At 66.1% G+C, this 18,667-nt stretch carries 13 protein-coding genes and 1 pseudogene; 9 read left to right on the top strand and 5 right to left on the bottom strand.

Annotation, left to right across the window (positions count from 1 at the left end; translation table 11 throughout):
- Nucleotides 1-137 precede the first annotated feature (137 nt).
- Nucleotides 138-1,613, top strand: a complete 1,476-nt coding sequence (gene rpsA / locus J2X42_RS08350) for a 30S ribosomal protein S1 (protein WP_131132914.1) — start codon at nucleotides 138-140, stop codon at nucleotides 1,611-1,613.
- Between the two features lie 141 nt (nucleotides 1,614-1,754).
- Here the strand turns inward: rpsA and J2X42_RS08345 are convergent, their stop codons facing one another.
- Together J2X42_RS08345 and J2X42_RS08340 are read right to left on the bottom strand one after the other, a co-directional pair.
- Entirely contained in the window at nucleotides 1,755-2,252 is a 498-nt protein-coding gene (locus tag J2X42_RS08345) for a GNAT family N-acetyltransferase (protein WP_310164100.1), read from the bottom strand.
- Nucleotides 2,236-2,923: pseudogene (locus J2X42_RS08340) on the bottom strand (IMPACT family protein). Before J2X42_RS08340 ends, J2X42_RS08345 begins: the two are co-directional and overlap by 17 nt.
- Before the next feature lie 158 nt (nucleotides 2,924-3,081).
- Between J2X42_RS08340 and coaE the strand changes: the two are divergent.
- The 4 genes from coaE (at nucleotide 3,082) to J2X42_RS08320 (ending at nucleotide 9,185) form a co-directional block, all read left to right on the top strand.
- Nucleotides 3,082-4,302, top strand: coding sequence for a dephospho-CoA kinase (gene coaE, locus J2X42_RS08335; protein ID WP_310164098.1), 1,221 nt, complete (start codon nucleotides 3,082-3,084; stop codon nucleotides 4,300-4,302).
- 44 nt (nucleotides 4,303-4,346) lie between these two features.
- On the top strand, nucleotides 4,347-6,446 hold the full coding sequence (gene uvrB / locus J2X42_RS08330; protein ID WP_310164097.1) for an excinuclease ABC subunit UvrB: 2,100 nt from the start codon (nucleotides 4,347-4,349) through the stop codon (nucleotides 6,444-6,446).
- Nucleotides 6,447-6,681: 235 nt separating this feature from the next.
- Nucleotides 6,682-7,710, top strand: a complete 1,029-nt coding sequence (locus J2X42_RS08325) for a TerC family protein (protein WP_310164095.1) — start codon at nucleotides 6,682-6,684, stop codon at nucleotides 7,708-7,710.
- A gap of 122 nt (nucleotides 7,711-7,832) precedes the next feature.
- Nucleotides 7,833-9,185, top strand: a complete 1,353-nt coding sequence (locus J2X42_RS08320) for an MFS transporter (protein WP_310164093.1) — start codon at nucleotides 7,833-7,835, stop codon at nucleotides 9,183-9,185.
- Here J2X42_RS08320 and J2X42_RS08315 read toward each other — a convergent pair.
- The 3 genes from J2X42_RS08315 to J2X42_RS08305 all read right to left on the bottom strand — a co-directional run bounded on the left by J2X42_RS08315 (nucleotide 9,171) and on the right by J2X42_RS08305 (nucleotide 13,601).
- Nucleotides 9,171-10,460: an alpha/beta fold hydrolase gene (locus tag J2X42_RS08315; RefSeq protein WP_310164310.1), complete on the bottom strand. Its 1,290-nt coding sequence runs from the start codon at nucleotides 10,458-10,460 to the stop codon at nucleotides 9,171-9,173. The genes J2X42_RS08320 and J2X42_RS08315 overlap by 15 nt on opposite strands.
- A gap of 73 nt (nucleotides 10,461-10,533) precedes the next feature.
- A complete protein-coding gene (locus J2X42_RS08310) occupies nucleotides 10,534-11,034 on the bottom strand; it encodes a GNAT family N-acetyltransferase (protein ID WP_310164090.1) in 501 nt (166 codons plus the stop codon).
- A gap of 20 nt (nucleotides 11,035-11,054) precedes the next feature.
- Entirely contained in the window at nucleotides 11,055-13,601 is a 2,547-nt protein-coding gene (locus tag J2X42_RS08305; RefSeq protein ID WP_310164089.1) for a DUF3516 domain-containing protein, read from the bottom strand.
- 96 nt (nucleotides 13,602-13,697) lie between these two features.
- On the opposite strand from J2X42_RS08305, the gene J2X42_RS08300 reads away from it, so the two are divergent.
- The 4 genes from J2X42_RS08300 (at nucleotide 13,698) to J2X42_RS08285 (ending at nucleotide 18,662) form a co-directional block, all read left to right on the top strand.
- Nucleotides 13,698-14,477: a trans-aconitate 2-methyltransferase gene (locus tag J2X42_RS08300; protein WP_310164088.1), complete on the top strand. Its 780-nt coding sequence runs from the start codon at nucleotides 13,698-13,700 to the stop codon at nucleotides 14,475-14,477.
- A gap of 152 nt (nucleotides 14,478-14,629) precedes the next feature.
- Nucleotides 14,630-16,381 (top strand): ABC transporter ATP-binding protein, encoded by a 1,752-nt coding sequence (locus J2X42_RS08295; protein ID WP_396134045.1) that lies wholly within the window; start codon nucleotides 14,630-14,632, stop codon nucleotides 16,379-16,381.
- Nucleotides 16,378-18,285: an ABC transporter ATP-binding protein gene (locus J2X42_RS08290; RefSeq protein WP_310164085.1), complete on the top strand. Its 1,908-nt coding sequence runs from the start codon at nucleotides 16,378-16,380 to the stop codon at nucleotides 18,283-18,285. The genes J2X42_RS08295 and J2X42_RS08290 overlap by 4 nt, the downstream gene beginning before the upstream one ends.
- The gene (locus tag J2X42_RS08285; protein ID WP_310164083.1) at nucleotides 18,282-18,662 is read left to right on the top strand and encodes a GntR family transcriptional regulator; all 381 of its coding nucleotides are present in this window, start codon (nucleotides 18,282-18,284) and stop codon (nucleotides 18,660-18,662) included. Before J2X42_RS08290 ends, J2X42_RS08285 begins: the two co-directional genes overlap by 4 nt.
- Nucleotides 18,663-18,667: the final 5 nt, after the last annotated feature.

Here is an 18,667-nt window from a genome sequence, read left to right as displayed (position 1 = left end):
TGCGCGTTTCTAGAATCCACAAAATCAGGATGACCCGGCAGATCCTTGCGAGCTGCCGAGACCTGCGCCTGCGTTCCATAACGCGGGCGCGGTGGTTTGCCTGACCGACTAACTATCCACAACGGAGCCCCTACTACATGACCATCACCTCCACCGAGAAGCCCGGTACCCCCGTAGTCGCGATTAACGACATCGGTACCGCTGAGGACTTCCTCGCAGCAGTCGACGCCACCATCAAGTACTTCAACGACGGAGACCTCGTCGAAGGTACCGTCGTCAAGGTCGACCGCGATGAAGTTCTGCTCGACATCGGTTACAAGACCGAAGGTGTCATCCCCTCCCGCGAGCTGTCCATCAAGCACGACGTTGATCCCGGAGACGTTGTCTCCGTTGGCGATCTCGTCGAAGCCCTGGTGCTCACCAAGGAAGACAAAGAAGGCCGCCTGATCCTCTCCAAGAAGCGTGCTCAGTACGAGCGCGCCTGGGGCGACATCGAGAAGGTCAAGGAAGAAGACGGTGTTGTCACCGGTACCGTCATCGAGGTTGTCAAGGGTGGTCTTATCCTCGACATCGGTCTGCGCGGCTTCCTGCCCGCATCCCTCGTCGAGATGCGCCGTGTGCGCGACCTCGCTCCGTACATCGGTCAGCAGATCGAAGCCAAGATCATCGAGCTGGACAAGAACCGCAACAACGTTGTGCTGTCCCGCCGTGCATGGCTCGAGCAGACCCAGTCCGAGGTCCGCTCCACGTTCCTCAACAAGCTGGAAAAGGGCCAGGTCCGTCCCGGCGTCGTTTCCTCCATCGTCAACTTCGGTGCATTCGTGGACCTGGGCGGCGTAGACGGCCTCGTTCACGTTTCCGAGCTGTCCTGGAAGCACATCGACCACCCGTCCGAGGTTGTCGAAGTTGGCCAGGAAGTCACCGTCGAGGTTCTCGAGGTCGACCTGGACCGCGAGCGTGTTTCACTGTCGCTCAAGGCTACGCAGGAAGATCCGTGGCAGACCTTCGCCCGCACCCACGCCCTCGGCCAGGTTGTTCCGGGTAAGGTCACCAAGCTCGTTCCGTTCGGTGCGTTCGTTCGCGTCGAAGACGGCATCGAAGGCCTCGTTCACATCTCCGAGCTGGCTGTCCGCCACGTGGAGCTGGCTGAGCAGGTCGTCTCCGTTGGTGACGAGCTGTTCGTCAAGGTCATCGACATCGACCTCGAGCGCCGCCGCATCTCCCTCTCCCTCAAGCAGGCTAACGAGGGCGTTGACGCCGACAGCACCGAATTCGATCCGGCTCTCTACGGCATGGCCGCTGAGTACGACGAAGAGGGTAACTACAAGTACCCGGAGGGCTTCGACCCGGAGTCCAACGAGTGGCTTGAAGGCTACGAGAACCAGCGCGCCGCCTGGGAGCAGCAGTACGCTGACGCCCAGACCCGCTGGGAAGCACACAAGAAGCAGGTTGCCCAGCACGCTGCCGACGACGCTGCAGCTGCAACGTCCGGTGACAGCGATTCCGGCACCACCAGCTACTCCTCCGAGCCTGCTGCAGCCGAGACCGGTGCAGGCACGCTTGCTTCGGACGAGGCTCTTGCCGCTCTGCGCGAGAAGCTGACCGGCAACTAATTGCCACCGGCCCGGGGGCTTCCCGGGCTGACACAGCGGGCCCCTGCACTTGCAGGGGCCCGCTGTGTTTAACCCGCTGCATCCAACAGATCATCTGACTGGCACTTAACGCTCGTTTCGGTACGTCTGCCGCGAGTCAGGTCAGAGTACGACGGCGGCACCCACCGCGCCGCCGTCGTCGTCGTGCGTCAGCCGGGCGCCCGCCGCAGCCAGGAGGCGCCGGGCGCCGATGTTGCCCGCCGTCGTCCGGGCAAGGACCTGCCGCAGTCCGGCAAGGCGGGCCTCCACCAGGACCAGGTCCAGGGCGGCGGAGCCGACCCCGCGGCCGCGAAAGCTTCGGCCCACCCAGATGCCGGTCTCGGCCGTTCCTGCCGCTGCGCGCTTCAGCCTGACGGAACCGGCGGGGCTGCCGTCGCACAGGATGGCCCAGCTCTTTTCCCTGGCAGGCCCGTCCAGGCCCGCCGCCGCGGACCGGTGGTAGGCGCGGAACCAGTCAGTCCGGTCGGCGTTCCAGCCGGGCCCGTCGCCAAGCGGGGGAGTGACTTCATCCGGCGACGCATCGTCCATGGCGATGGCCAGGAGCCGCTCCAGCATGGGTTCGTCGACGTCCGCCAGCCGGACGTCAGGGGAGCGGGACATCGATCCACTCCGTTCCGCCGGGCATCAGCGCGGCCTTCCCGGCAGTCAGGGACAGGACCCGGTCTGACGCGGCGGCGAGGTCAGCCTGCTCGTCCGGGATGGCCAGGCGCAGGACCGTGTCCTGCGCTCCGTAGGTGGTTTCCGCCATCACAAAACCGGCCGCCCGGAGGTCGTTCTCCAGCCGTCCCGCAGCTGAGTGGGGAACGGAAGCCTCGCAGATCCGCAGCCGGCGGCGCTGCACCAGCGGCGCGCGTTCCAGCCGCGGACACCGACTCTGAATAGGCGCGCACCAGCCCGCCTGCGCCGAGCAGGACGCCGCCAAAATAGCGTACGACGACGGCACTGACGTCGCTGAGGTCCGCCTTTCCGGGCGTCGTTTCCCGTTTGATGAGTGCTTCCAGCATGGGGATGCCGGCTGTTCCTGAGGGCTCGCCGTCGTCATTGGAGCGCTGGATCTCCCGGTCCGGACCGAGGACAAAGGCTGAACAGTGGTGGCGGGCGTCGTGGAATTCCCGTCGCAGGCCGGCCACCAGGTCCCGGGCGGATTCCTCGTTGGCGGAGCGCCGCAGCACCGTGATGAACCTGGACCGTTTGATTTCGATCTCGTGCCGGAAGTCCGGGGCCGCCGCAAGGGTGGTGTATGACGTGGCCCGGCTCTCTTCCTCTTGCACCGCACAAGTCTAGTCGCGGCGTGGTTGGGCCCGCGCCGCCAGGGAGACGGTGGATGGGCCCACGCCGTCAGGGAGACGGTGGATGGGCCCACGCCGTCAGGGTTCCCTGGGCGAGCGAAGCGAGGCCAGGGAGACGGTGGGGACAGTAGGCTGGTCGGGTGCTGAAAATAGGGTTGACGGGCGGCATCGCCTCGGGGAAGTCAGTGGTGGCCTCACGCCTGGCGGAGCTTGGCGCCGTGCTGGTGGATGCCGACGCCCTGGCCCGCGACGTGGTTGAACCGGGGACACCCGGACTGGCGCGCGTCGTGGACGCCTTCGGTCAGGGGATCCTGGACGCGGCGGGCCGGCTCGACCGCCCTGCCCTCGGCGCGATTGTGTTCCAGGACCCGTCGCGCAGGGACGTCCTCAACGGAATCATCCATCCGCTGGTCCGGGAAGCTGCTGCCGGCATCGTTGCCACAGCGGGCGACGGCGACATCGTGGTCCAGGACATACCCCTCCTCGTGGAAACCGGCCAGGGCAGCAGTTTCCACCTCGTTCTGGTGGTCGACGCCCCGGACGACGTCCGGATCCGGCGCATGGCGGAACACCGCGGCATGACCCCCGGCGAGGCCGCATCCCGCATGGCCGCCCAGGCCAGCCGGGAGGAGCGCAACGCCGCTGCTGACGTGGTGCTGGACAACGCGGGAACCCGGGACCAGCTGCTTGCCACGGTGGATTCATTGTGGGCTGAAAGGCTCCTGCCCTTCGCGGACAACCTCCGGCGGGGGGTTCGCGCACGCCGCACGGACGGGCCGACGCTGCAGGCGCACCAGGCTGACTGGGCGCACCAGGCGGCACGGATTGGGGCACGGATCATTGCCGCCGCCCCGCACGACATCATCTCTGTTGACCACATCGGCTCCACATCGGTTCCCGGGCTGGCGGCAAAGGACGTCCTGGACCTCCAGGTCACCGTGCCCGATCTCGCGGTCGCGGACCGAATCGGCCCTGCCCTCGCCGCAGCCGGGTTCCCGCCCGTTCCAGGGGTCCAGGCTGACACGCCCAAACCGGAACAGCCCGATCCCCGGCAGTGGCAGAAGCGCCATCACGCCAACGCCGATCCAGGCAGGGCCGTGAACCTCCACGTCCGCGCTGCCGGCTCGCCGGGCTGGCGGTACGCCCTGCTGTTCCGGGACTGGCTGCGCAGCGAGCCCGCCGCCGTCGCGATGTATGAGGCCCATAAACGCGAACTGTCCGGGCGGCATTCCGGCGATACCGGCACAGCCAGGTACGCGGACGCCAAGGAACCGTGGTTCACTGACGTTGCCTGGCCGCTGATGGATGAGTGGGCCCGGCGCACAGGGTGGCGGCCGCCGCCGTTCGGTGTTCGCCGGTAACTGATCCGGCTGTTCCTGTCGGTCCCCGGTTGTAGATTAGATTCATGAGCCTTGCCCAGGAAATCAACCGAGTTGTCGCGCCCTTCGAGGTCATCAGCGAGTTCCAGCCGGCCGGCGACCAGCCGGCGGCCATCACGGAGCTGACGGAGCGCATCAAGAACGGCGAAAAGGACGTTGTCCTGCTCGGCGCCACCGGTACCGGCAAGAGCGCCACCACAGCCTGGCTGATCGAACAGGTCCAGCGGCCCACCCTGGTCATGGTGCAGAACAAAACGCTGGCAGCCCAGCTCGCCAACGAATTCCGTGAACTGCTGCCCAACAACGCGGTGGAGTACTTCGTCTCCTACTACGACTACTACCAGCCTGAAGCGTACGTAGCCCAGACGGACACCTTCATCGAGAAGGACTCCTCCATCAACGAGGAAGTGGAACGGCTCCGCCACTCCGCCACCAACGCCCTGCTGACCCGGCGCGACGTGATCGTTGTTGCCACGGTGTCCTGCATCTACGGCCTCGGCACCCCGGAAGAGTACATCGCTGGCATGGTCACGCTCCGGAAGGGGGCGCAGATGAACCGCGACGACCTCCTCCGGAAGTTCGTCGCCATGCAGTACGCGCGCAATGACATGGACTTCCACCGCGGCACGTTCCGGGTCCGCGGCGACACCGTGGAAATCATCCCGATGTACGAGGAACTGGCCATCCGGATCGAGTTCTTCGGCGACGAGATTGAGAACATCCATACGCTCCATCCCCTGACCGGAGAGATGATCCGGGACGAAGAGGAAATGTACGTCTTCCCGGCCTCGCACTATGTGGCCGGTCCTGAGCGGATGGCCCGGGCCATCAAGCGGATCGAGGACGAACTCGCCGAGCGGCTGCAGGTCCTGGAAAGCCAGAACAAGCTGGTGGAAGCCCAGCGGCTCCGGATGCGCACCACCTACGACCTCGAAATGATGCAGCAGATGGGCTTCTGCAACGGCATCGAGAACTACTCGTCGCACATTGACGGACGGGCCCGGGGGACCGCGCCGCACTGCCTCATCGACTACTTCCCGGACGACTTCCTGCTGGTGATCGACGAATCCCACGTCACCGTACCGCAGATCGGCGCCATGTACGAAGGAGACATGTCCCGCAAGCGGAACCTCGTGGACTTCGGCTTCCGCCTGCCGTCGGCCATGGACAACCGCCCGCTGAAATGGGACGAGTTCCTCGAACGTGTCGGCCAGACCGTCTACCTGTCCGCCACCCCCGGCAAGTACGAGCTCGGGAAGGCTGACGGCTTCGTCCAGCAGATCATCCGGCCCACCGGCCTGATCGATCCCGAGGTGGTGGTCAAGCCCACCAAGGGCCAGATCGATGACCTCCTGGGCGAGATCAAGACCCGGACAGCGAAGAACGAACGCGTCTTGGTCACTACGTTGACCAAACGCATGGCCGAGGACCTCACCGACTACCTGCTGGGCCACGGCATCAAGGTCGAATACCTGCACTCCGACGTGGACACCCTCCGGCGGGTGGAACTGCTCCGGGAACTCCGGATGGGCGTCTTTGACGTCCTGGTGGGCATCAACCTGCTCCGCGAAGGCTTGGACCTGCCCGAGGTTTCGCTGGTCAGCATCCTGGACGCGGACAAGGAAGGCTTCCTGCGGTCTTCGACCTCGCTCATCCAGACCATCGGCCGTGCCGCCCGCAACGTGTCGGGCCAGGTGCACATGTACGCCGACCGCATCACCGATTCCATGGCCCACGCCATCGACGAGACCAACCGTCGCCGTGCCATCCAGGTGGCCTACAACACGGAAAAGGGCATCGATCCGCAGCCGCTGCGGAAGAAGATTGCCGACATCACCGATCAGTTGGCCAAGGAGGACGCCGACACCCAGGAGCTGCTCAACAACAACCGCCTGGCGAAGGGCGCCAAGCGTGGCAAGTCCGCCGCGAAGGGGGCAGCCCAGGTCCGCGCAGACGGCCTGGCCGCGGCTCCGGCGGAAGACCTCGTTGGCCTGATCGAGCAGCTGACCGAACAGATGCACGGCGCCGCCGCCGAACTCCAGTTCGAGGTTGCGGCCCGGATCCGCGACGAAGTCAGCGAACTCAAGAAGGAGCTCCGGCAGATGCAGGCGGCCGGCCACGCCTAGGAAGGCGGCGGGGATACGGTCCGCTGGGGCAGGCACCGGCGAGACACGTTCGAACGTAAGGTGCCGCCTGCTGTACAGTTAACGTCACGTAGGGGAGTATCCCGAGCGCTACGATCGTCAACACGCCAGGCATGGTTGCCTGGCCGGGCGTAGCGGGCCGCCACATCAGCACCAAGTGCACAGGCTGGCCGGAGAGACTTACACCGCTTCTCTGTACCCTGCGAAAGGCTACCCTGTGCTCGATTTGCCCGTGTGGTTCGAGGTCGGCTCTCTTGTCGTCCTTGGCCTGATCCTCCTGATCGATCTTTTGCTGGTTGTCCGGCGTCCCCATGAACCTTCCATGAAGGAAGCCGGGCTGTGGGTGGCGTTCTACGTATCGCTTGCCCTCGTGTTCGCCGTCGCTATGTTCGCCTTTACCGGCGCCGAGTTCGGCGGCCAGTTCGTGGCCGGCTGGGTCACGGAATACAGCCTCAGCATCGACAACCTGTTTGTCTTCATCATCATCATGGCCCGGTTCTCCGTGCCTCGGAAATACCAGCAGGAAGTGCTGATGGTGGGCATCATCATCGCCCTGATCCTGCGTGGCATCTTCATCCTGCTCGGCGCCATCGTGATCGAGCAGTTCAGCTGGGTGTTCTACATCTTTGGTGCGTTCCTGCTCTGGACCGCGTGGAAGCAGGCCCAGGATGAAGGTGAGGACGAAGAGGACAAGGAAAACCCGCTCATCGCCCGGATCCGCAAGGTCATCCCCATGTCGCAGAAGTTCGACGGCGGCAAGCTGCGCACCACGGTGGATGGCAAGAAGGTCTTCACCCCGATGCTGATCGTGTTCATTACGATCGGCCTGACGGACCTCCTTTTCGCTGTTGACTCCATTCCCGCGATCTTCGGCCTGACGCAGAGCCCGTTCATCGTGTTCACCGCCAACCTGTTCGCCCTGATGGGCCTGCGCCAGCTGTACTTCCTGCTGGGTGGCCTGATGAACCGCCTGATCTACCTCAAGCACGCGCTGTCCTTCATCCTGGCGTTCATCGGCGTCAAGCTGGTGCTGCACGCAATGCACGTGAACGAACTGCCGTTCATCAACGGTGGCCACCACATTGAATGGGCACCGGAGATTCCGACCTTCGTCTCCCTGGCCGTTATCGTGGGCACCATCATCGTTGCCGTGGTTGCCAGCCTCATGAGCTCCAAGGCGAAGACGGCCCACCTGGACCCGCGCCTCGAGGAAGACGCCAAGAAGAGCCTCAGCGACGTCGAGTAGGCTTTTCCGCGCGGTTCCGTCCGCGTACCGCATTCCCCAATAATCCCGGCCGCAGCGCGGCCGGGATTATTGGCTTAAAACTGCCCCTGTAGGACGTGGCCGCCGGGGACTATGCTCGGACCATGGCCGGCACTGTGATGACCGAAAGCGGAGTGCGCCAGGTGCAGCGGCGCACCGTGGCGCTGCTGAGCGTGGCCCAGGTTTTCGCCGGTATCGGCACGGGAGCAACCGTTTCCATCGGCTCAATCCTTGCCGTGGAACTCTCGGGCTCCACGGCCTGGGCCGGTTCCGTGGCCACCGTCATGACGCTCGGTGCCGCGCTGACCGCATTGCCGCTTGCATCACTCGCCGACCACCGGGGACGCCGGATTGGCCAGGTCACAGGCCTGTCCGCCGCCATGCTCGGCACCGTGCTCATCATCCTGTCAGTCGTATCCGGCGTCTTTGTCCTGCTCGTGCTGGGCGCTGCAGGCATTGGGATAGGGACCGCCGCCAGCCTCCAGGCGCGCTTCGCCGCCGTCGACCTCGCGGATGCCGACCACCGCGGCAGGGCGCTGTCCACCGTGGTGTGGGCTGTGACTGTGGGCGCTGTTGCCGGGCCGAACCTGATCCAGCCGGGCGCCGTGGTGGGGCAGGCCCTAGGAATGCCGCCGGTGGCCGGCCCCTTCGTCATTTCCGCGGCCGGACTCCTCCTGGCCACTCTCCTGCTCTTTGCCGGCCTCAGGCCGGACCCCCTCCTGCTCGCCCGGGAGCTCGCCTCACGGCGGGGAGCCGAGGCGGACGGACTGCCGGTCCCGGCCGCCGCCCCCGGCAGCCGTCCGGGCGGTTCGCTGGTCCGCGGAATGCGGGCGATCCGGCAGTCCAGGGCAGCGTGGCTTGCGCTGGCCGCCGTCGTCGGAGCGCATGCCGTGATGGTGGGCGTGATGTCCATGACGCCGCTGCACCTGCAGGAGCTTGTGGCTGGTCCCGGGCATGCAGGCCACGCCGCCACCGGGGATGTGCTGGTGATTATCGGGTTCACGATCTCCCTGCATATCGCGGGCATGTTTGCGCTGTCGCCGGTCATGGGCTGGCTGACGGACAAGGCCGGCCGGACGGAGACGATCATGATCGGCTTCACCACGCTGATCGCCGCAGTTGCGGTGGCCGGTTTCGGCCAGTCGTCCACGGTGGCTGTAGCCGTGGGGCTCGTCCTGCTGGGCGTGGGCTGGTCCGCGTCCACTATTTCCGGCTCCACCCTGCTGGCCGAGAGCGTTGGCCAGGAGTCACGGGTTGTGGTCCAGGGCGTGTCGGACATGCTCATGGGCGTCGCCGGCGCGGTGGGCGGGGCGACGTCGGGCCTGGTCCTCAGCGGTGCCGGCTACCTGGGGCTGAACATGGTGGGCGCCGTGGTGGGGGCAGCTGTCCTGGCCGCCGCCGCCGTGACGCTGGTGGCGGGCCGCCGCAGGTCGGCCAGCAGGTCAGTGGCGGGCTGAGCGCACCATCCCCAGCAGCCGGCCGAAGATGGCCTCGCCGTCGTCAGCTATTCCGTCGTGGTGGAAATCGGGGGTCTCCCACACCTGGAGCCCGCGGACTGCCGCCGCCGTTTCCAGGGACAGCGCCCGGTCCACGTAGATATCGTCCCGGTAGACCGCCGCGGCAACCGGCACCCTGTTGTTGGCCAGCTGGTCACAGTCGTAGAGCGGCTTCCAGTCCGCCTTGGCGGCCAGCAGGTGGGCGACCTGCCGCAGCGGCTTCAACGCGGCATCCTGCTCGAAGTACCACGGGTAAACCATCTCCCCGGTGAGTAGCAGCGGTGTGGCATCAGGATGGAACTCCGGGTGTTCCTGAAGCACGCGCCAGGCGGCCCAGTCGCTGGCCTGCCCCTGCCCGTAGATGGACTCGTGCATCAGCGCATACAGGGGATTGGCCAGCCGGGACACGATTCCCTGGACCTGTTCGAGGAAGGCATCGGAGAGCCGGCTGCCGTGCAGCGACTCGGTGAACGCGTCCTCCAGCAGGTAGTGCAGGCCGTCCACCCTGGTGTTGCCGCCCAGGAAGGCCCCCACCATCTGGAACCGCTCCACGGTCAGGCGTCCGCCGTCGGGCAGGAATTCCTCGTTCCGGCGAAGATGGCCGGCAATCCGTTCCACCGTCCGCCGGTCCTCCGGGTACCAACTGAAGTACTCGGTGTTCCGCTCCGCGACGCGCTGGAACGTGGCACGGTAGATATCGTCCGCCGGGCCGGACAGCGGAGCCAGCCCGCCGGTGATAAGTGCTTCCTTCAGCCCGTCCGGCGCGACGGAAAGATACGTCAGGGCGCAGAACCCGCCATAGCTTTGCCCGTAGATGCTCCAAGGGCCGGAGCCGAGGACTTCGCGGATGAGTTCCGCATCGGCCACGATCGAATCGGCCCTGAAGTGCTCAAGGTAGGCGGCCTGCTCTTCAGCAGTGCCGCGCAGCGGCAGGGTGTTCCGGTCGGCAGGGGAGGAGAGGCCGGTTCCGCGCTGGTCCAGCATGAGGATCCGGAAATCCCGGGCAGCCGCTTTACTCCAGCCGCCCAGCGACGCGAACCGGTTGCCGCGTCCGCCCGGACCGCCCTGGAGGAACAGCAGCCAGGGCAGTTCCTCCGCATCCGCCTCGGTGTGGACTGTCGAAACGTACTCGCGGGCGAACACCGTGATGGTCTCCGCTGCGTCGCCCGTCGCAGTCCCGGCCCCGGTTCCAAAATGGTCCAGCGGAACGGTGAAATAGTGCTCCGCGGTGCGCATGCCCCGGAACTCGTGGCGCGCTTTGACCGTGTGCCTTACGGGCGCTTTGGTCCGCGGAGCCGTGGCGGACTGCTCAGCCACGAAGGGCCGCGACGTTGCTGCTGCCAAAGTGCTCCAGGGCGTCACCGGCCAGCCGGAACGTGGACCAGCCGTCCATGGGGCGGGCACCAAGGCCCCGGTAGAAGTTGATGGAGGGCTCGTTCCAATCCAGGACGCTCCACTCAACCCTGGCGTAGCCGTTCTCGACGGCGGTGGCCGCCAGATGCTTCAGGAGCGCCTTGCCGTGTCCCTCGCCCCGGGCGTGCGGGCTGACATACAGATCCTCCAGGTAGATGCCGTGGACGCCTTCCCAGGTGGAGTAATTAAGGAACCACAGCGCGAATCCATGGACCTCGCCCGCCGCGTTCTCAGCCATCGTGGCGAACACGCGGGGGTTTTCCCCGAACAGGACTTCGGCGAGCATTTCCGGGGTGTTGCGGACGGCGTCCGGTTCCTTCTCGTAGACGGCCAGTTCGTGGATCATCTGCAGGATTGCGGGGACGTCGTGCCGGTTTGCGGGGCGGATTACACTCATGGTCCGAGTTTACTAGGGCCTTAGAGCCGGTTGACGTCGGTAACGCGGACCATCGCTGTGCCGGTTTCATCGGAGGCGGCCAGGTCCACTTCGGCGGAGATTCCCCAGTCGTGGTTGCGGGCCGGATCGTCGAAGATCTGCCGGACCTTCCACAGCCCGGGCTCCTCGGTGATGATCAGCAGCCCGGGTCCACGCGCGTCCGGTCCGGTGCCGATGTCGTTGTGCTCGTCGAAGTAGTGGTCCAGGAGGTCTTCCCAGCGTTCGGCATCCCAGCCGGCGCCGCCGTCGAGCTCTCCCAGGGCCGCCGCATCCTCATCGGCGAACAGTTCCACGCGGCGGAACATCTCGTTGCGCACCATCACGCGGAAGGCCCGGATGTTGGACGTCAGCGACGGCGGCGGGGGTGGCGGAGCGTCGTGCGGGGTTGGAGCGGCCCCGGACGTCAGTTCCTCCCACTCATCCAGCAGGCTCGAATCGACCTGCCTGACCAGTTCGCCCAGCCAGGCGATGAGGTCCTCGAGGTCTTCGCGGAGCAGGTCCTGGGGCACGGTCTGGCGCAGCGCTTTGAAGCAGTCGGCGAGGTAGCGCAACACAATGCCTTCGGAGCGGGCCAGTCCGTAGAACTGGACGAATTCGCCGAAGTTCATCGCGCGTTCGTACATGTCACGGACCACTGATTTGGGGGCCAGTTCGAAGTCGCCTACCCAGGGCGCGGCCTTGCGGTAGACCTCGAAGGCTTCACCCAGGAGCTCCGCGAGCGGCTGCGGATAGGTGACCTCCTCCAGCATGGCCATGCGCTGGTCGTACTCGATGCCGTCGGCTTTCATGGCCGCGATGGCTTCGCCGCGGGCCTTCTTCTGCTGGGCCGACAGGATCTGGCGGGGCTTCTCCAAGGTCGCCTCGATCACGGACACCACGTCCAGGGCGTACGCCGGCGACTCCGGATCCAGCAGCTCCAGCGCGGCGAGGGCGAACGGTGAGAGCGGCTGGTTCAGCGCAAAGTTGGCCTGCAGGTGGACGGTGAGCCTGACCGTCCTGCCATCCACGCCTTGTTCCCCGGCCGGAATACGCTCGACGACTTCGGCGGCGAGGAGTTCCCGGTAGATACCCAGGGCCCTTTTCATCAGCTGCAGCTGCGAGGACCGTGACTCGTGGTTCTCGGTCAGGAGCCGGCGGGCGGCATGGAACGGGTCGCCCGGCCGTTCCATCAGGTTCATCAGCATCGCGTGCGTGACGCTGAAGCTGGAGTTCAGGGGATCGGGGACCGATTCCACCAGGCGTTTGAAGGTTGGTTCACCCCAGGAGACAAACCCTTCCGGCGGTTTCTTCTTGACCACCTGGCGGAGCTTCTTCTGGTCATCGCCGAACTTGGCGGTTGCTTTGGCCATCGCTTTCACGTTTTCCGTCACGTGTTCCGGCGCCTGGACCACCACCGTCCCGGCGGTGTCATAGCCTGCGCGTCCGGCCCGGCCGGCGATCTGGTGGAACTCACGGGAGTTGAGCAGCCGGGTGCGTACGCCGTCGTACTTGCTCAATGCCGTGAGCAGGACGGTGCGGATGGGTACGTTGATGCCCACGCCCAGGGTGTCCGTTCCGCAGATCACCTTGAGCAGGCCCGCCTGGGCGAGCTGCTCCACCAGACGCCGGTACTTCGGCAGCATCCCCGCGTGGTGGACGCCGATGCCGTGCCGGACCAGCCGGTTGAGGGTTTTGCCGAAACCCGCGGCAAACCGGAAGCTGGCGATCAGCTCCGCGATCTTGTCCTTTTCCTCGCGCGTGCACACATTGATGCTCATCAGGGTCTGGGCGCGGTCGATCGCCTCGATCTGGCTGAAGTGCACCACGTAAACCGGCACCTGCTTGGTGGAGAGCAGCTCCTCGAGGGTCTCGTGGACCGGCGTCTGGTGGTAGTAGTAGTGCAGCGGGATGGGCCGCTCGGCCGAGCTGACGGTGGTGGTGGGCCGGCCGGTGAGTTCGGTGATGCCGTCTTCGAACCGGCTGACGTCGCCGAGGGTGGCGGACATCAGGAGGAACTGCGCCTGCGGCAGTTCCAGCAGCGGCACCTGCCATGCCCAGCCGCGCTGCGGATCCGAGTAGAAGTGGAACTCGTCCATGATCACGGCGCCAAGCTCCGCTGCGGAGCCTTCGCGGAGGGCGATGTTCGCCAGGATCTCGGCGGTGCAGCAGATGATCGGCGCATCCTGGTTGACGCCCGAATCGCCGGTGATCATGCCCACGTTTTCGGCGCCGAAGATGTCGCAGAGGGCAAAGAACTTCTCGGAAACCAGTGCCTTGATCGGGGCCGTGTAGTAGCTGCGCTGCCCGCGCGCCATGGCCTGGAAGTGCGCGGCGATGGCCACGAGTGACTTTCCGGAGCCCGTCGGCGTGGCGAGGATGACGTTGGCACCCGTGGCCAGCTCCATGATGGCCTCGTCCTGGGCGGCGTACAGTTCCAGCCCCCGGCTTTCGGTCCATTCAAGGAACTGGGTGTAGAGGGCGTCCGGGTCAATCCCCGCGCCCGAGGGGTTTGCGGCGGGCAGGACGGGCAGCTGGTCAACGAGTTTCATTGTTTTCCAGCTTAGTGCCCGGCAGCTGCCGGAGTTCCTGGCAGGGGCGGGTTAGGCTCGCGGTACCGGAGCCAACAACAGACCGTGGAGAAAAATGTGAAGTGGGACCCAGTAAAGTACGTCCAGTTCGGCGACTACCGCGACCGGCCGTTTTTTGACCTCACCGGCCGGATCCAGGCCGAGGCCCCGAGCAACGTGGTGGACCTGGGGTGCGGGCCCGGCAACCTCACGGCAACCCTTGCCCGCAGGTGGCCCGAAGCCCGGGTCGTGGGGCTCGACTCGTCCAGCCCCATGCTGGCCAAGGCTGCCGTCCAGGCCGAAGAACACGAACACCTGAGCTTCGAGCAGGCCGACATCGCCGGCTGGATGCCCTCCGCCGAAACGGATGTGGTGGTCACCAACGCCGCACTGCAGTGGGTGCCGGGGCACCAGGAGATGCTGGCGCGCTGGGTGGAAGCGCTCCGGCCAGGCGCCTGGTTCGCCATGCAGGTGCCGGGGAATTTCCACGCGCCGTCGCACACGCTGATGCGGGAACTGGCCGGGTCGGCTCCCTGGGCGGCGAAACTGGCAGGTGTCCTGCGCGGAGGAGAGTCCGTGGGGGAGCCCGCCGACTACCTGGGCATCATGCTGGACGCCGGCTGCACCGCCGACGCGTGGGAGACCACTTACCAGCAGGTCCTGCCCGGGACCGATCCGGTGCTGGAATGGGTCCGCGGGACCGCCCTGCGGCCGGTCCTGGCGGTGCTGTCCGCCGAGGAGGGAGCGGCTTTCGAATCCGAATACGCAGCGGCGCTGCGGGAGGCCTATCCCGGCACAGGCCACGGGACAGTGTTCCCGTTCAGAAGAATCTTCGCTGTGGCCCGCAAAAACCCGTAGGTCTCGAAGTCCATTCGATGTATTTTGCTGACGCCACGCGTCACGCCGTGTGACAAGGGAACGAATGTGATGTGGCTTACAATGACGGAGCGGCTGTTAGGGGCGGGCTAGTCCGGTTCCTGATTGGCCTCCCGACCACGTGCGGAGGTGCAGTGCTTTTCGGTTTGATGATCCGGCTGCTTGCCGCCCACAAGGTTCCCGTCGCGGCGGTCGTCGTCCTGCAGCTGGTCCAGACCCTGGGCAACCTCCTGCTGCCCACCGTCAATGCAGCCATCATCGATGACGGCATTGTCCCCGGCGACACCACGGTGATTCTGAGGCTCGGTGGCGTCATGGCCGCAATAGCTGCCGTGCAGGCAGCGGCAGCCCTGGCAGCCGGGTACCTCGGGGCTGTGGTGGCAATGAAACTGGGCCGCCAGCTGCGCGAGGAGGTTTTTGCGAAGATCCAGTCGTTGTCGTCCCAGGAAGTCGCCGGGTTCGGGACGCAGAGCCTCGTGACCCGGACCACCAATGACACCCTGCAGATCCAGTCCTTCGCGGTTCTCGTCTTCACCATGCTGGTCGCGGCGCCGGTCATGGGCGCGGGCGGGATTGTCCTGGCGCTGCAGCAGGACGTGGCGCTCTCCTCGGTGGTCATTGTCATTGTGCCCGTGCTGCTGGCCATCATGTACCTCATCGTCCGCCGCCTGGTGCCGCTGTACCGGGACGGGCAGGAGCTGCTGGACCGCACCGGTGAAGTGCTGCGGGAACAGATCATCGGCGCCAGCATCATCAGGGCCTTTGTCAGGCAGGACCACGAAATCCGCCGCTTTGGGCAGGCAAACGACAGGCTGACGCGGAACAACCTGCGATCGGCCCTGCTGGTCGCCGGAATGCTGCCTCTGATCATGATCGTGGTGAACCTTTCCTCCGTGGCCGTCGTCTGGTTCGGTGGCCACCGTGTCCAGGCCGGCGAGATGAAGCTCGGCGCCCTGACGGCTTTCATCGCCTACATCCTGCAGATTCTGCTGGCCATCATGATGGCCATGTACGTGCTGATGACAGGCCCCCGGGCCGCTGTGTGCGCCGAGCGGCTGCTGGCAGTCCTTGAGACGCCGCCGGCCGTCCGCGACCGCCGCGCCCCGGAGGTCCCGCCAGGCACCGAATGGCAGGATTTCGACGGCGCCGACGTCTCCTTCCGCGATGTCTCCTTCTCTTACCCCGGCGCAGAGACCCCGGTCCTGGACTCCGTCTCCTTCACGGCCCGGCCGGGCATCGTCACGGCCATCGTGGGCTCCACCGGCAGCGGGAAATCAACACTGATCAACCTGCTGCCGCGATTCCTCGACGCCACCTCCGGGCATGTCACCCTGGCAGGACGGGACATCAGGTCCATGCCCCTGGACGTCCTCCGCGCGAACATGGCCATCGCCCCGCAACGGCCCCACCTGTTTACCGGGACCATAGCCGACAACCTAAGGATCGCCTCCGGGGACGCTACGGACACTGAGCTATGGGCTGCCCTGGAAACAGCGGAAGCGGCGGAGTTCGTGCGGGAGCTGCCGCTGCAGCTCGAGGCCCCGGTCGGGCAGGGCGGCACCACTTTTTCCGGCGGCCAGCGCCAGCGTCTGTGCATTGCCCGTGCACTGCTTCGCCGGGCGCCGCTGTACCTTTTTGATGACAGCTTCTCGGCGCTGGATTTTGAGACCGAAGCCAGGCTTCGCCAGCGCCTCGAAACCGCCCTGAGCCACGCCGTCGTGATTATCGTGGCCGAGCGGATCTCAACTGTCGCCGGCGCGGGCCAGATCCTGGTGTTCGACGACGGCCGGCTCGTGGCCGGAGGCACCCACAGCGGGCTGCTGGAGACGTCCTCCACGTACCGCGAGATCGCTGAATCCCAAATGGCCTTCGAGGATATGCCATGACCGGGCTGTCGCAGGAAGGGGAGCCCGGGCTTCGGTTTTGGCCCACTGCCCGCAGGCTGCTCGGGCTGCTGCATCCGTTCCGCTGGGCCATGGCAGGCGCAGTTGCCGCCACCTGCATTTTCGCCGGCCTGAATGTTGCCGCGCCCAAATACTTGGGCGATGCCACGGACATTGTGGTGGACGGCGTCCTGGCAGGAATGCTCGACTGGCGCGGGCTGGGCCGCCTGCTGGCGGCGGTCTCCCTGATGTATGTCGGCGCCTCGCTCTTCAACTGGATCCAGGGTTCGCTCACGGCCGGCTCCGTCCAGGGCGTGATGTACCGCCTTCGGGCCGCCGTGGAGGAGAAGCTGCACCGGCTGCCGTCCACCTTCTTCCAGGAACAGTCCAGGGGCGATGTCCTCAGCCGCGCCACCAACGACATCGACAACATCGCGCAGGCCCTTAGCCAGGCCCTAACCCAGCTGATCATGTCGGTCCTGATGCTTTGCGGGGCGTTGGCCATGATGCTCTGGATCTCGCCGCTGCTCGCCTGCATCGCGCTGCTCTCCGTTCCGCTGTCCACGCTCATCACGGTCCTGGTGACGCGCCGGTCGCAGGCACATTTTGCCCGGCAATGGACCGAGACCGGAGAGTTGAACGCCCACGTCGAGGAGTTCATCACCGGACACGAGGTCATCAAGGCATTTGGCTACCAGGAACAGGCAGCGGCCGTTTTCGCTGCCAGCAACGACCGCCTGGCCAGGGCCGCAACCAGGGCCCAGTACTCGTCCGGCCTGGTGCAGCCTCTGATGATCCTGATAGCCAACATCAACTACATCGCCGTGGCGGTGGTGGGCGCCCTGCAGGTCACTGCCGGAACCATGACCATCGGCGGCATCCAGGCGTTCATCCAGTTCAGCCGGCTCTTCACCCAGCCCGTAGGCCAGATCGGCGGGCTGCTGAACGTCATCCAGTCCTGCGTGGCTTCGGCAGGGCGTGTGTTTGAGCTCCTCGACGCCAGGGAGCTCCCCGCTGAAGTCCGCCCCGCAAAGTCCGCCGCAGAACCCTCTGGCCGCATAGTCTTCGATGACGTCACGTTCGGGTACCAGGAACGGATCCCCGCCGTACGCGGTCTGTCCTTCACGGTCGAACCGGGCCAGACGGTAGCGATCGTCGGCCACACCGGAGCGGGAAAGACCACGGTGGTGAACCTCCTGATGCGGTTCTACGAAGTAGGGTCCGGTCGTATCACCATGGGCGGAACCGATATCGCGGAGATGCCGCGGGATGCCCTGCGCTCCGGCTTCGGCGTGGTGCTTCAGGACGCCTGGCTCTTCGGCGGGACCATCCGGGAGAACATCGCCTACGGGCGGCCGGAAGCCACGGACCAGGAAATCGTTGCCGCCGCGGAGGCGAGCCATGTGGACCATTTCGTCCGGTCCCTGCCTGCAGGCTACGACACCCTGCTGCACAACGGCGGCGACCCCCTCAGCCAGGGCCAGCGCCAACTGATCACCATTGCCCGCGCCCAGCTGGCGGGCAGCAGCGTGCTGATCCTGGATGAAGCCACCAGTTCGGTGGATTCGCGGACCGAGGTCCTGATCCGGCAGGCCATGCGGCGGCTCCGGCGCGGAAAGACCAGTTTTGTGATCGCCCACCGTTTGTCCACGGTCCGCGACGCTGATCTAATTCTTGTCATGGACCACGGACGCATCGCCGAGCAAGGCACCCACCGAAGCCTCCTGGCCGCCAACAGCTATTACGCCCGGCTGTACGCGGCCCAGTTTGCCGGTCACCCGGAGGCCCGGATACCCGGCGAGGTCCCGGACCAGGCCGGGCGCCGCCGGGCCTTGGAAGGCAGGCCCATGGAAGCCCGCCCACTGGAGGCCGACGCCATGGGGGCAGCATTGGAGGCGGGCATTTGAGCACGGCGCCTTCCTTTCCCGGGACCTGGAAGCCGAACCAGGCCAGCACGGTGGCGCTCTTTGAGCAGCTTCGCCTGCAGGTCATCCAGCTGGCAGACAGCGGGGCGTTGCCGCCCGGCACCAGGCTTCCGGCCGTCAGGAACCTCGCCGGACAGTTGGACGTGGCCCCGCATACTGTCGCACGCGCCTACAAGGAACTCGAGGCCGCCGGTGTGGTCGCAACCCGGGGGAGGAACGGGACTGTGGTCTGCGCCCGTGACGAACGATGGGGAACACTGTCCGCCGCAGCGGCCAGCTACGCGTCGGCCGCCCGGGCGCAGGGGGCCACGTTTGCCGAGGCTGTGCAGCTCCTCGCGGCAGCCTACGACGCCGAGTAGCCGCC

Origin of the sequence: Arthrobacter sp. BE255 (genome assembly GCF_031457335.1) — a bacterium.
Lineage (GTDB): Bacteria > Actinomycetota > Actinomycetes > Actinomycetales > Micrococcaceae > Arthrobacter.
The sequence above is the reverse complement of the archived record's forward strand: the minus strand, read 5'-3'. Positions and strand labels throughout refer to the sequence as shown.

What these genes read in the sequence shown, in the direction of transcription:
- rpsA (WP_131132914.1), top strand. Translation starts at nt 138, where the DNA reads ATGACCATCACCTCCACCGAGAAGCCCGGTACCCCCGTAGTCGCGATT.
- J2X42_RS08345 (WP_310164100.1), bottom strand. Translation starts at nt 2,252, where the DNA reads ATGTCCCGCTCCCCTGACGTCCGGCTGGCGGACGTCGACGAACCCATG.
- uvrB (WP_310164097.1), top strand. Translation starts at nt 4,347, where the DNA reads ATGAGCCTTGCCCAGGAAATCAACCGAGTTGTCGCGCCCTTCGAGGTC.
- J2X42_RS08320 (WP_310164093.1), top strand. Translation starts at nt 7,833, where the DNA reads ATGGCCGGCACTGTGATGACCGAAAGCGGAGTGCGCCAGGTGCAGCGG.
- J2X42_RS08315 (WP_310164310.1), bottom strand. Translation starts at nt 10,460, where the DNA reads ATGCGCACCGCGGAGCACTATTTCACCGTTCCGCTGGACCATTTTGGA.
- J2X42_RS08310 (WP_310164090.1), bottom strand. Translation starts at nt 11,034, where the DNA reads ATGAGTGTAATCCGCCCCGCAAACCGGCACGACGTCCCCGCAATCCTG.
- J2X42_RS08305 (WP_310164089.1), bottom strand. Translation starts at nt 13,601, where the DNA reads ATGAAACTCGTTGACCAGCTGCCCGTCCTGCCCGCCGCAAACCCCTCG.
- J2X42_RS08290 (WP_310164085.1), top strand. Translation starts at nt 16,378, where the DNA reads ATGACCGGGCTGTCGCAGGAAGGGGAGCCCGGGCTTCGGTTTTGGCCC.